The sequence below is a fragment of the Methylobacterium sp. Leaf125 genome, from assembly GCF_001423085.1.
Lineage (GTDB): Bacteria > Pseudomonadota > Alphaproteobacteria > Rhizobiales > Beijerinckiaceae > Methylobacterium.
The window spans coordinates 1-12,739 of record NZ_LMNU01000031.1; the positions used below are offsets into that span (position 1 = coordinate 1).

The window sequence follows — 12,739 nt, forward strand, 5'->3', positions numbered from 1 at the left end:
CTGCTTCATCTTCGCTCCTCAGGGGCTACGATGAACCAGCCATCCTCCGTTCGGGAAGACCCTCATTCTGTCCCACAGGTGCTGACGTCGGACAGTCGGGGGTGCTGAAACCGCGAAGCGACACCGCGCGCGACCTCCCGGCGGCCCGCGGATGTGCTAGGGGAGGGCCGTGAGCCAGTCCGTTTCCACGCGCAACCTGCGCGCCACCCTTGCAACTTCCGCGTTTGTCGGCCGAAAGGCAAGGCGAGTCCGGGGCCGGGCGGCGGCTTGTGCCCTGGCGGCGCTCGTGTGCGGTCTCGGCTCCGCTCCGGCGGCCCGGGCCGAGGGCGTGACGATCCCCAACTTCTGGAACCCCCGCGCCCGCCAGGAGCGCATGGAAACCCAGCCGAGCGCGCGAACGGTCCGCTTCCTCACCGACGACGACTTCCCGCCCCTGCACTTCGCCGGCCCGGACGGTACGCCGACGGGCTTCGTGGTCGAGCTCGCCCGCGCGGTCTGCGAGCGCCTGGCCATGACCTGCACGGTTCAGGCCCGGCGCTTCGACACCCTCCTCGACGCCCTGGCCGACCGGCAGGGGGACGTGGTCGCCGCGGCGATTCCCCTGACGCCGGCCCTGCGCGCCCGCTTCCTCGCCACGCGCCCCTATTTCCGCTGGCCGGCCCGCTTCGCCGCCCGCACCGACAAGGGGCTGCCCGCCCCCTCGGCGACCGCCCTGGCGGATCGGAGCGTCGGCGTGGTCGGCGGCACCGCCCACGCGGCCTACCTCAGGGCGTTCTTCCCCAAGGCGACGGCCAAGGACTTCACCGACCTGGCCACCGCCGAGGGCGCCCTGCGCCGGGGCGAGGTCGACTACGTCTTCGCCGACGGCCTCAACCTCGCCCTCTGGATCGGCGGCGTGGACGCCGGGGGCTGCTGCGCCTTCACGGGCGGCGACTACCTCGAGAACCGCTACTTCGGCGAGGGCATCGGCCTCGTCACCCGCCCCGACGACCCGGCCCTGGCGCGGGCCCTCGACGACGCGCTCCAGCGCCTGTGGGACGAGGGAAAGTATGCCGAGCTGTACCTGCGGTTCTTCCCGGTGAGCCCGTTCTGAGGGTCCGTGTGCGCTGTCCTGGCGGCCCGGCCCTCCCCACGCGGTGATCGGGCCTTGAGGCGGGACGCAGCCCGCGCCGAGGAGCCTTCCGTCATGCTGCTCTACGAGCACCCGCTCTCGTCCTATGCTCAGAAGATCACGATCGCGCTCCGGGAGAAGGGCGTGCCGTTCACGGCGGAACTCCCCGAGTGCTTCGGCACGGGACGGGACGCGGGGCCCTTCGCGGCCGCCAATCCCCGCACCGAGGTACCGGTGCTCCTCGACGGGGACGTGACGCTGTTCGAATCCACGGTGATCCTCGAATCCGTCGAGGAGCGCTGGCCGGAGCCGCCGCTGCTGCCGTCCGAGCCCGCGGCGCGGGCCTTCGCACGGCTCACCGAGGACGTCTGCGACACCCAGTCCGAGGCGGTGAACGGGGGGTTCGGCGAGGTGTTGTGGTTCCGCCGGGCCCCCGGGGACCTCGCGGCGCAGCTGCGCGCCCAGGCGGCGCAGCAGACGGCGGTGCTCCAGGGCTGGCTGTCGGAGCGCCTCGGCGCGGCCACGTGGTTCGGCGGTGCGGGCTTCGGCTGGGCCGATGCGGCGGCGGCCCCAATGGTCAACCGTTCGGTGCATTACGGCCTCGGGCCGGCGCCGGGGAGCCCGCTCGCCCGCTGGCATGCCCGGGTGAGCGCGCGCCCCGCGGTGGCGGCGACCTTCGCCGAGTTCGACGCGGCCGCCGCCAGGATGGTCGACGCCAGGATGGTCGACGCCGCCGACCTCGACACCTCCGGCGGACGCCGCCGTGAAGACCGCGACCATCGCCTCGACGGGATGATCCGCTCGGGCGGCATCGCGGTCGTGCTCGCCGGGCTCCGCGACGACACCATCCGCTTCTCCTGGCCGTCCCCCCTGGCCGACCCTTTCACCGGATGATCGTCCTCAGAGTCGCAGGCGACGGGCGCCGGCCACGACGGCGAGGAGGAGGGCGGCCACCGCCAGGAAGGCCAGGGTCAGGCTGGTGGCGTGGGCGAGGAGCCCGATCGCGGCCGGGCCGGCGAGCACCCCGGCATAGCCCAGCGTGGTCACGGCCGGGATCGCGAGGGCGGCGGGCACCGCCTCCTGCCGGCCGGCGGCGGTGAACAGCACCGGCACGATGTTGGCGCAGCCCGCCCCCACCAGGGCGTAGCCAAGGAGCGTCACCGGCCAGAGCGGCACCGCCGTGACGAGGCCGAGCCCGGCGGCGGCGAGGAGTGCGCCCAGGACGACGATGCGGCGGCGTCCGACCCGGCGCACGAGGGCGTCGCCGGTGAGGCGGCCCGCCGTCATGGTCAGGGAGAAGGCCGCGTAGCCGAGGCCGGCCCAGGCCGGATCGAGGCCGCGCTCCTGGATCAGGAAGACGCCGCTCCAGTCGAGGGCCGAGCCCTCCGTCAGGAAGACCACGAAGCACAGGAGCCCGATGCGGAGCACCGGCCCCCGCGGCAGGGCGAAGGCCGGGCCGCGGGGGCCGTCCGCGACCGTCGGGAGAATGCCCGGCAGGGCCGCGAGGAAGGCGGCCGCGATGGCGGCGACCCCGGTGAGGGTGGCGGCGGCCGGCATCAGGCCGAGGCTCAGGAGGGCGCTGAAGCCGGCCGCGCCGAGAAGGCAGCCGAGGCTGTAGAGGCCGTGGAAGCCCGACATCATCGGTCGTCCCGCCCGGCGCTCCACCGCCACCGCCTGCAGGTTCATCAGGCAATCGAGCAGGCCGAGGCCGACGCCGAGCCCGGTCAGGGCGACGGCCAGGACGAGCAGGTCCGCGGCCCGGGACAGGGCCATCAGCGCCGCCCCGGTGACGAGCACGGCGGCGGCCAGGACGGGGCGGGTCCCGAGGCGTCCGGCCAGGGCGCCGGCCACCGGCATGGTGGCGAGGGAGCCGATGCCGAGGCAGAGGAGGAGCAGGCCGAGGGTGCCGTCGTCGAGGCCGGCCCGCGCCTTGACGACGGGCACCAGGGGCGCCCAGGCCGCGACGCCGAAGCCGACGATGAGGAACAGGAGCCGGGTGGCGCGTCGCTCGGCCGTGCCGGACGCCGGGCCATCGCGGCGCGCGGAGGCGGAGAGAGAGCGTGCGGTCATGGGCACTTTCGGGCGGGACGGGGCCCGCGCAACGGGGTGGGCGGGTGTTTCGCAGGCGGACGCGGCAAAGGTGTGAAGCCGGACGGCCCCGGCGATCGCGTCACCCGCGCCCGGCGGGTCCGCGCGCCGCGCCCGGTCCGGCCGCGTTGACCCTCCGGGTCGCCCTCCCTAGGGTGCCGCCCTTCGCGCTCACCCGTTCCCGACAATTCTTGCAGAACTGACGCTGTCCATGCCGTCCCCGCTTCCCTCCGACCCCGATCTCATCGCGGCGGCCGCCACCGCCGCGGCCTGGCCCTTCGAGGAGGCGCGCAAGCTCGTGGCGCGGCTGGACCGCCGCCCGAAAGCGGAGGTCCTGTTCGAGACCGGCTACGGGCCCTCGGGCCTGCCGCATATCGGCACCTTCGGCGAGGTCGCCCGCACCTCGATGGTGCGCTACGCCTTCCGGGTCCTGACCAACGACAGCGTGCCGACCCGGCTGATCGCCTTCTCGGACGACATGGACGGTCTGCGAAAGGTGCCGGACAACGTTCCGAACAAGCCCCTGCTGATCGGTGCCCTGAACCAGCCGCTGACCCGCGTCCCGGACCCGTTCGGCACCCATGACAGCTTCGGCGCGCACAACAACGCCGAATTGCGCCGCTTCCTCGACGCCTTCGGCTTCGATTACGAGTTCCGCTCGGCCACCGAGTGCTACCGCTCGGGCGCGTTCGACACGGCCCTCCTCACGGTGCTGGAGCGCTACGAGGCCGTGATGGCGATCATGCTCCCGTCGCTGCGGGCCGAGCGCTCCGCGAGCTACTCGCCGTTCCTGCCCATCCACCCGGTGACGGGGGAGGTCATGCAGGTGGCCATCGACGAGGTCCGGGTCTCGGCCGGGACGCTGGTCTGGCGCGACCCCAAGACCGGCGAGGGGTACGAGACTCCGGTGACCGGCGGGCACGCCAAGCTGCAGTGGAAGCCCGACTGGGCCATGCGGTGGGTGGCCCTCGGCATCGACTACGAGATGGCCGGCAAGGACCTCATCGATTCCGTCAAGCTCTCGGGCGAGATCGCCAGGGCGCTGGGCGGCGAACCGCCGGAGGGCTTCAACTACGAGCTCTTCCTCGACAAGGACGGCAAGAAGATCTCGAAGTCGAAGGGCAACGGCCTCTCGATCGACGATTGGCTCGTCTACGGCACGGCCGACAGCCTGGCGCTGTTCATGTACAACAAGCCGCGCGAGGCCAAGCGCCTCTTCGTCGAGATGATCCCGCGGCAGGTCGACGACTATCTCGGTTTCCTCGAGAAGTACCCGGCCCAGGAGCCGGCGCAGAAGCTCGGCAACCCGGTCTGGCACCTGCATGCCGGGCATCCGCCGGCGGCCGAGGCCGTGGGCAAGGGCGGCGCGCTGAACTTCGCCATGCTCCTCAACCTCGCGGCGGTGGCCAACACCGAGGACCCGGCGGTGCTGTGGGGCTTCATCCGCCGCTACGATCCGGATGTGGGGCCGGAGACCCACCCCGTCCTGGCCCGACTCGTCGGCCACGCGCTGGCCTACTTCCGGGATCTGGTGCGTCCGGCCAAGACCTACCGGGCGGCCACCGAGGCCGAGCGGGCGGCCCTGGAGGATCTCGCGCAGACCCTCGCCGTGCACGAGGGCTCCGTCGATCCGGAGAGCCTGCAGGCGGCGGTCTACGAGGTCGGACGCCGACACTTCCCGGACCTGTCCGGCAAGGCCAAGAGCCCGGACGGGCGCCCCGGCGTGTCGCAGGCCTGGTTCACCACGATCTACAACGTGCTGTTCGGCGAGGCGCGCGGCCCGCGCTTCGGCTCGTTCATCGCCCTCTACGGCGTCGCCGAGACCCGGGCCCTGATCGCCCAGGCCCTGTCCGGGGCCTTCCTGTCCGGGGCCCTCCTGGCGGACGCCCCGCCCGCCTGAGACGGACGATCCTGCGTCGCTCGCCCGGGAGCGGCGCAGAATAATGTCTGCGTATCGAGGTGTGATTGCGCACAATTGTGCTTGTCGGCGCAGCGAGGGCCGGATAGAACGCCCATCCACTGGACAGAAAAAAGGCCGCCCCGGTGAGGGAGCGGCCCGAAGTCTAGGGAGGAAACGCCCAAGAAGGGCACACCGCGGCGACGCCATCGCCGCGGTGCATGGCGATCAGATGCCATCCCGCACCGCACCATGCAATTGCTCCCGTGGGGGAGCGGGCATGCGCCCAGTGCATGAAATGGTTTTCAAGCGCCCTCGCCCTTGCGTATCAGGGCTTCTTCTTCGTCACCGATCGGTCGGATCCGTCAGGCCGAGCTGCGCCAGACTGAGGGCCCAGACCCGTTCCTGGAGCGCCGTGTCCCGGCCCCGGGCCGAGGGCGCCACCGGCTTGCACCGGTCGAAATAGAGGCCCGTCTGGCCTTGGACCTCCGGCGCGGTGGCGAGGTACAGGGACGTCGCCGCACCGTCCGCGGGCTTCGTCAGGAATGGGCGGATCAGGCGCCAGCCCAGGCCGAACCAGCCCCCCGTCTCCGACGCGAAGCCGCTGGCGATGACACCGGGATGGAGGGCGTTGCTGGTGACGCCGGTGCCCGCGAGCCGCCGCGCCAGGGCCGCACTGACCAGCACGTTGCCGAGCTTGGCCTGGGAATAGACCGTGATCGCGCTGTAGCGCCGCGCGTGGCCGATATCGTCGAAGGCGATGCGGCCGCGTCGATGCGCGGTCGAGGCCACGCTGACGATGCGGGCCGGCGCACTGGCCTTCAGGAGATCGAGGAGCGCGAGGCTGAGTTGGAGATAGGCGAGGTGGTCCAGCGCCCAGGTCCGCTCGATCCCATCCACCGTCGTGGCGTAGCGGTCGAAGATCGCACCGGCGTTGTTCACCAGCACGTCGAGGCGCGGATACAGCGCCCGGACCTCCGCGGCGAGGCGGCGGATCTCGGCCTGGCTCGACAGGTCGGCGACGAAGCCGTCGACCTGCGCGCCCGGTACCGCGGCACGGATCTCCTCGGCCGTGCGGCCGGTGCGGCCGGCATCCCGACCCACGAGCCCGACGCGGAACCCCGCCCGGGCCAGGCCGAGCGCCGTCTCGGTGCCGATCCCGGAGGTGGCACCGGTGACGAGGGCGATCCGGCCGGTCACGGACGCGATCCTAGAACACCGCCTGCCCGATGGCGAAGGCGACGACCACGATGACGATGGCCACCACCAGGAACAGGCCGAACAGGATACGGGCCAGGGAGCCGGCACCCGAGGCGATCCCGGTGAAGCCGAGACCGCCCGCGAGGAGGGAGATCACGAAACAGATGAGGGCCCATTTCAACAGGGTCATGCGCAACACTCCAGCTCGCGGAACCGACCGATAACCGCCTGCGGACGCAAGCGTTCCGCTCAAGCTCGGCTGTTTTGCGCGGCATGTCCGGAGGGCGCCGGCCCCGCCGGGCGAGCCTCGGTTCCGGCACGCTCCAGGAGGATGTGCGCCAGGGCATGATAGAGCCCTTCGCGGCAGACCGCCTTCGAGACCGCATCGGCGATCAGCGCCGTGACCATGAGGGGGATCATCAGGGCGTGGTCCTGGGTCATCTCCGTGACGATGACGAAGGCGGTGATCGGCGCCTGCAGGGCCCCGGTCAGGTAGGCGACCATGCCGAGGAGCACGAGGGCGGCCACCGGCACACCCGAGAACCAGCCCTGCAGGGCGGCGCCGAGGCCGGCCCCGACGCTGAGGGAGGGCGCGAACAGTCCGCCGGGAATGCCGCTGATCGCCGAGAGCAGCGACGCGACGAACTTCAGCGGCGCGAAGTCCGGATGGGACTCCGCGGTGCCGTGCAGGAGGGCGCGCGCCTCTTCGTAGCCGGTGCCGTAGACCGTTCCACCCGAGGCGAGGCCACACAGCGCGACGCCGAGGCCGCAGGCTGCCGCGAAGGCCACGGGACGGGCGGCGATGGCGCCCCCGAGGCGCCCCGGCAAGCCGCGGGCGAACAGGATCACGATCCGGGCGAACCCGCCGCCGGCCAGCCCCCCCAGCGCCCCGATCACCGGCACGGCGATCCAGCCCGGCCCGAACGGCAGGGTGGCGCTGGACGTGCCGAAATAGGTGTAGTTGCCGGTGAGCGCCATCGCGGTCAGCCCGGCCGCCACGATGGCGGCGACGATCAGTCCCCCGGTGCGGGCCTCGTAGGCCCGGCCGAGTTCCTCGATGCCGAACACGATGCCGGCGAGCGGCGTGTTGAACGCCGCCGCGACCCCGGCCGCGCCGCCGGCGAGGATCAGCCCCGGGACGCGTTCCGGCGTGAGGTGGCCGGCGGCCGCCATGATCGCGGCCCCGACCTGCACCGTCGGACCCTCCCGCCCGGTGGAGGCACCGAACAGCAGGCCGAGGCTCATCACCACGATCTTGCCCGCCGCCACCCTGAGGGACACGAGAGCCCGGCGCAGGGCGAGTTGTCCGGTCTGGCGCGCGGCGATCACCTGGGGGATGCCGGATCCCTGGGCGTTCGGGAAGACCTCCCGGGCCAGCCAGGCGCAGAGGGCGAAGCCGAAGGGCGTCAGGCCGAGGGCCACCCAGGGCGACACGCCGAGCCCCTGCCGGAACGCGCCCTGGGCGGCATCGGCGAGCCCCGCCATCAGGACGGCGGCGAGCCCGACGCCGATGCCGCCGACGAGGAACAGCAGGCGGTGACGCCACAGCCCGAACGCGTCGCGGGTGGCTCCGCGCAGGCGCCGCATGCGCGGCATCACCCCGGACCGGACCTTGGCGCGCAGGACCTTGGCGCGCAGCACCTTCACGCGCAGGACCTTCACGCGCAGCACCTTGGCGGGACGGGTTCGGGGCATGCGATCCGGGGCTCGGGCGGGTCAGTCAGGGGAGGGGGTCGGGTGAGGCTCAGGCAAGGGGCATACCCCGGCGGACCTTAAGCCTTGTCCTCCGCTTCCGCCCGGCACAGGTCTTCGACGGTCCGGAGATACGCCTTGGCGTCGAATTTCCGCAGGGAATTCTCGCTCTGATAGCGCACCGTCCCGAAGATTTCGCGGCGGGCCCAGGGGCGGTCGTGCAGGCCGTAGACCCAGGCGACGTTGGTGAAGGAGTTCGGGTCGCGTCCGTCGAGGAAGTAGCGGTTGTTGAGCCGCAGCGTTCGGGCGAAGCCCTCCTCGGGGGAGGGCGACCATTCGAGGATCTTCTTGCCCCAGTACATGCGCAGGTGGTTGTGCATGTAGCCGGTCTCGCGCATCTCGGCCTGGGCGGCGTTCCAGTAGACGTCGTGCGTCCGTCCTTCCGCGAGCTCGGTCTCGGTATAGGTGTTCGGCCGGGTGTCGTCGGCATGGTCGGCCAGGACCTTGCGGGCCCATTCGGGAACGGCGCGCTCGTAGCGGTCGTAGCCGTCCGTGTAGTGGACGTGGTTCATCGCCAGTTCCCGGCGGATGACGACCTCTTCGACGTAGGAGGCCTTGTCCTCAGGCCCACCCGCCTGGGCGGCCCGAACCGCCCGCACGATCTCCACGGGGGAGATCTGTCCGAAGTGCAGGTAGGGGCTCATGTGGGAGGCCGCCCCGGCTTCGGGCCGGTTGCGGTCGCTGCCGTAATCGGCGAACGGGCCCTCGAGATAGGCGTGGAGACGCCGGCGCGCCTCGGTCTCCCCACCGGTGAAGCGGCGCACCGGTCCGACCGCGCGGTCGAGGCTCATGCCGGCCAGCACCTTGGCCGGGTCGGCGATGTCGACCTCCGATGTCGGCAGGTCGCGGCCGGCCCGGTGCTTCACCGTCCGGGCGGTCAGGGCAGCGACGTAGTCGTCGAGGTGCCTGTGCAACTTCGGGCGTAGGGTGCGGGCGGCGTATTCGTGCTTGCCCGAGGCGACCTCCACCGGCACCACGACGTCCCCCTCCACCTGTACGATCCGGGTGTCGACGGCCTCGACGATCTCGCCGTACCAGCGCTTCTGGATCGCGAGGTAGCCGCGGTCGAGAACGAGGAGGGCGGCGTCCCGGGCCAGATCGATGGCGACCCGGGCGGGGGAGGCTTTCCGCAGGCAGAAGCCGATGCCCCGGGCCTTGAGCCCCGACGCCGCGTCGGCGAGCCCCTGCAGCAGGAAGGCGTAGTGCCGGGCATTGGCTTCCGGGAAGCCACTCTTGCCGTCGAGCAGCCCGAAGGCGGCGAGCACCGGCAGGCCGAGCCGGTTGGCCTCCTCGATCGCGAGCTCGAGCGCCGGATTCTCATGGGCCCGATTCGCCTGCTGCAGCAGGTAGAGCACGTAGCGCCCGTCCGCCCGGGGCTCGGCTTCCCTGAGGATCCGAATTCGTCCCGCCTGAATCCCCATCGTCGCTCATCGCCTCCTGGTGCTCATCGAGAAAGGTCGAGGCGCCGCCCCTCGCGACGCCCCAGGCAGTACGGGCCAGCCCGGCTGGATCGAGGTCGAAAAATGCGGCCTGCGGGCGTGCGAAAACTGAATTCGAACAACCCTTTAGTGCTGCTTCACTTGAGACCACCCCTTGCGGAAGTCACGAAGATTTGCGTCTGCTCGGGTGCGTCATTTTGGATACATGATTTGGGCAATGTGCTCCGCAGCACGAAAAGCGACATGGCTGCTGCCCTATCCGGCTTGCAATTCTGCGTGAGAGGATCAGATTGTGCATTGCGGGAACGCGATGGCGTCGCGGTCCTGCTGCCCTCCTTGGGCGTTTCCTCCCTAGACTTCGGGCCGCTCTTCGGAGCGGCCTTTTTTCTGTCCCGACCGCGCTAGCCGCGCGCACGGGCGCGGATCATGAAGTTGTCGTAGGTGTACTCCGCCACCTGGAACCAGAGGTATTCCTCGTTCCGGAAGGTCTTCATGGCCTCGTGGACCCGCTTGAAGTCGGCGTTCTTGGCGCCGATCTCGGCATAGACGTCATTGGCGGTCTTCAGAGCCAGTTCCATCACCTCCTGGGGGAACGGACGCAGTTGCGCCCCGCCCGCCACGAGGCGGCGCAGGGCGCGCGGGTTGCGCGCGTCGTACTTGGCCTGAACGTCGGCATGGACCTGGGCGGCCGCCGCCTGGAGCACCGCCCGGTAGCTCTTGGGCAGGCCCTTCCAGGCCTCGGCCTGGATCCAGAGATGCAGCGTCGAGGCGCCCTCCCAGAAGCCGGGATAGTGATAGGTCGGGGCCACCTTCTGCAGCCCGAGCTTCTCGTCGTCGTAGGGGCCGATCCACTCGGCGGCATCGATCGCCTTGGTCTCGAGGGCGGCGTAGATGTCCGGCCCCGCGGTGGCCTGCGGCACCACCCCGAGCTTGGCCAGAACCTGTCCGCCGAGACCACCGATCCGCATCTTCAGGCCCTGGAGGTCCGCCTGTGCCTTGATCTCGCGACGGAACCAGCCACCCATCTGCGCGCCGGTATTGCCGGCCGGGAGGGCGACGAGCCCGTGCTTGGCGAAGATCTCCCCGAAAAGGTCGGCAGCCCCCCCCTGGAGCCACCAGGCGCTCTGGCCCCGCGCATTCAGGCCGAAGGGCAGGGCGGTGGCCAGGGCGAAGGTCGGATCCTTGGCGAGCCCCAGGGTCGCCGGGCCGTAGCCCATCTCGACGGTGCCGGCGGCCACGGCATCGAGGAGGCCCTCGGCCGGCACCGGCTCGCCGGGCCCCGAGGGTTGGATCTGGAAGCGGCCGTCGGTGGCCTCCGCGACGATGCGGGCGAGCATGTCGGTCGCGCCGAACAGGATGTCGAGGTTCTTGGGGAAGGCGCAGGCCAGCCGCCAGCGCAGATCCGGCGTCGCCTCGGCCCGCACGGGGCGGGCCAGGAGGGTGGCCGCGCCACCGAGGCCCGCGGAGAGGAGAGCACGGCGCCCGGTCGTCGGGCGCGCGGAGGATGGGGGCATGACGCCTCGCTGAGAGATCTCGAATCGTCCTGTTACGCCGCGTCGCGGCCGATCCGCGGCTCGAACGTCCGCCGTTCACGAACGACGAAGGGCCGGAAACGATCCCGAAACGTGCGGAGGACCCGCACCGGCAGACCGGACGTCACCCAGGCCGCGGCGGCCCGCGCCCGATCGGCCGGCCCCCGTGATCCACGCGACTCGGCCCGTGATCCACGCGACTTGGCGCCTGTCGCGCTACTTGGCGTACGTGAAGGCGCCGTCGTTCCAGACGTAGAGGACATAGCCCTGGGCGGTGACGTCCCCCTTGCCATCGAACCCCACCGAGCCGAGCACGAGGTCGAAGCGCTCCGCGTGCAGGGTGGCGGCGATCCGCTTCGAGTCCGCCGTATGCGCGAAGGTGCCGGCCGCCACGAGGGCCTGGAGGGCGGCGTAGCCGTAGATCGTCGATCCTTCGGGCTCGACCCCCTCCGCCTTGAAGGCCGCGACCACGGCGGCGGCCTCCGGCTTGCGGCGGGGATCGAGGTAGAAGGTCATCAGCACGCCGTTGCTGGCGGGGCCGGCGATGGTCGCGAATTCCTGGGTGGCGATGGCGGAGGTCCCGAACCATTGCGGCTTGAAGCCCCGCTCCGCGGAGATCCGCACGAGGCGGCCCATCTCGCGGGCGTCCCCGCCGTAATACGCCACCGCGATCCCCGCCTCCCTGAGCCGGTCGGCGAGGGCCGCATCGTCGGCATCGCCCGCCGCGAAGGCGGTGGCGAGGGCCTCGTTGATGCCGATCCGGTTGAGGTTTTCCTTCGTGGCGGCGGCGAGGTTGCGCGAGCCCGGCGTCAGGTCGTTCAGGATGGCGATCTTCTTCTCGCGGAACCGCTCGGCCAGCACGGTGGCCGAGAGCTTGGCCTGATCGTCGTCGCGCCCGCAGACCCGGAAGATCGTCGGCAGGCCCCGATCGGTGAGCTTGGCGGCGACGGAGGCGGCGGTGATCATCACCGTGCCGTTGGCGGCGTAGACCTCGGAGGCCGCCAACGATGCGTTCGAGCAGACGTGCCCGACCACGAGGCGCACGCCCTGGGTCGCGTAGTGGTTGGCCACCGCCACGGCCTTGTTCGAATCGCAGGCATCGTCCTGCACGTCGAGCACGATGGTCTGGCCGTCGAGGCCGCCCCTGGCATTGGCATCGCGCGCGGCGGCCTGGACCCCGCGCAGGACCTGCTCGCCGACGGCCACGTAGGCGCCCGAGCGCGGGACGGCGACGCCGATCACGACGTCGGCCCGGGCCGGCGCGGCGCCGAGGATCGCGGCGGCGAGGAACAGGCTGCCAGCCAAGCCGCTGCCAGCCAAGCCGCCGGCGCGCCCGAAGCGCCGGGCCGCGCGTCTGAACCTCATCCCGCCCCGTCTCACGCCTCGGTCGACCTCGCTTACAGATAGAGGCGGATCGGCCAGCCGCCAAGGTTCGGCGCGTGCACCGGGTCCACGGCCCCGTGCCGTCCGGCATCGCTCGAGCCCGAGCGACCCGTGCGCGATGCCGCGCCAGAACGCAAGGGGGACCTTCGGGGCGGACGCGCGCCGCGGGCGCGGCACGTCCGCGCCCGCGGCTCACGCCGTCAGCGGGCCGTGGCGTAGACCGAGGCGCCGGCAGTGATCGGCGCGGTGACGGTCGAGAAGACGGAGAGGACCTTCTGGACCTCGGTGAAGGGGGCGTTGGAGACGTAGACGAGGTCGCGGTTGCGCATGCGGAAGG

The 12,739-nt window shown here is 71.6% G+C and carries 10 protein-coding genes and 1 pseudogene; 3 read left to right on the forward strand and 8 right to left on the reverse strand.

What is annotated here, in order from left to right:
• The first annotated feature begins 274 nt into the window (after positions 1–274).
• Positions 275–1,093 carry a transporter substrate-binding domain-containing protein gene (locus ASF58_RS18285; protein WP_055955750.1) on the forward strand — a complete coding sequence of 273 codons (819 nt, stop codon included), beginning with the start codon at positions 275–277 and terminating at the stop codon, positions 1,091–1,093.
• Positions 1,094–1,186: 93 nt separating this feature from the next.
• Entirely contained in the window at positions 1,187–2,005 is an 819-nt protein-coding gene (locus ASF58_RS18290) for a glutathione S-transferase family protein (RefSeq protein ID WP_055955730.1), read from the forward strand.
• A gap of 6 nt (positions 2,006–2,011) precedes the next feature.
• Here the strand turns inward: ASF58_RS18290 and ASF58_RS18295 are convergent, their stop codons facing one another.
• A complete protein-coding gene (locus tag ASF58_RS18295; RefSeq protein WP_055955733.1) occupies positions 2,012–3,181 on the reverse strand; it encodes an MFS transporter in 1,170 nt (389 codons plus the stop codon).
• A gap of 229 nt (positions 3,182–3,410) precedes the next feature.
• Here ASF58_RS18295 and ASF58_RS18300 point away from each other — a divergent pair, with 229 nt between their 5' ends.
• Complete coding sequence (locus ASF58_RS18300) at positions 3,411–5,099, forward strand: lysine--tRNA ligase (RefSeq protein ID WP_055955736.1); 1,689 nt, start codon at positions 3,411–3,413, stop codon at positions 5,097–5,099.
• 342 nt (positions 5,100–5,441) lie between these two features.
• Here ASF58_RS18300 and ASF58_RS18305 read toward each other — a convergent pair whose 3' ends face one another.
• The 7 genes and pseudogenes from ASF58_RS18305 to ASF58_RS27270 form a co-directional block, all read right to left on the reverse strand.
• Entirely contained in the window at positions 5,442–6,296 is an 855-nt protein-coding gene (locus ASF58_RS18305) for an SDR family NAD(P)-dependent oxidoreductase (RefSeq protein ID WP_055955739.1), read from the reverse strand.
• 10 nt (positions 6,297–6,306) lie between these two features.
• Entirely contained in the window at positions 6,307–6,486 is a 180-nt protein-coding gene (locus tag ASF58_RS18310; RefSeq protein WP_055955741.1) for a DUF1328 domain-containing protein, read from the reverse strand.
• A 59-nt stretch (positions 6,487–6,545) separates the two neighbouring features.
• Complete coding sequence (locus tag ASF58_RS18315) at positions 6,546–7,883, reverse strand: chloride channel protein (protein ID WP_055955753.1); 1,338 nt, start codon at positions 7,881–7,883, stop codon at positions 6,546–6,548.
• Positions 7,884–8,068: 185 nt separating this feature from the next.
• The gene (locus tag ASF58_RS18320; RefSeq protein ID WP_055955744.1) at positions 8,069–9,469 is read right to left on the reverse strand and encodes a deoxyribodipyrimidine photo-lyase; all 1,401 of its coding nucleotides are present in this window, start codon (positions 9,467–9,469) and stop codon (positions 8,069–8,071) included.
• Positions 9,470–9,888: 419 nt separating this feature from the next.
• On the reverse strand, positions 9,889–11,001 hold the full coding sequence (locus ASF58_RS18325) for an ABC transporter substrate-binding protein (protein ID WP_055955747.1): 1,113 nt from the start codon (positions 10,999–11,001) through the stop codon (positions 9,889–9,891).
• A 234-nt stretch (positions 11,002–11,235) separates the two neighbouring features.
• A complete protein-coding gene (locus tag ASF58_RS18330; RefSeq protein ID WP_082513168.1) occupies positions 11,236–12,384 on the reverse strand; it encodes a branched-chain amino acid ABC transporter substrate-binding protein in 1,149 nt (382 codons plus the stop codon).
• Positions 12,385–12,602: 218 nt separating this feature from the next.
• Positions 12,603–12,739, reverse strand: a pseudogene (locus ASF58_RS27270) (sugar transporter); the annotation flags it as partial.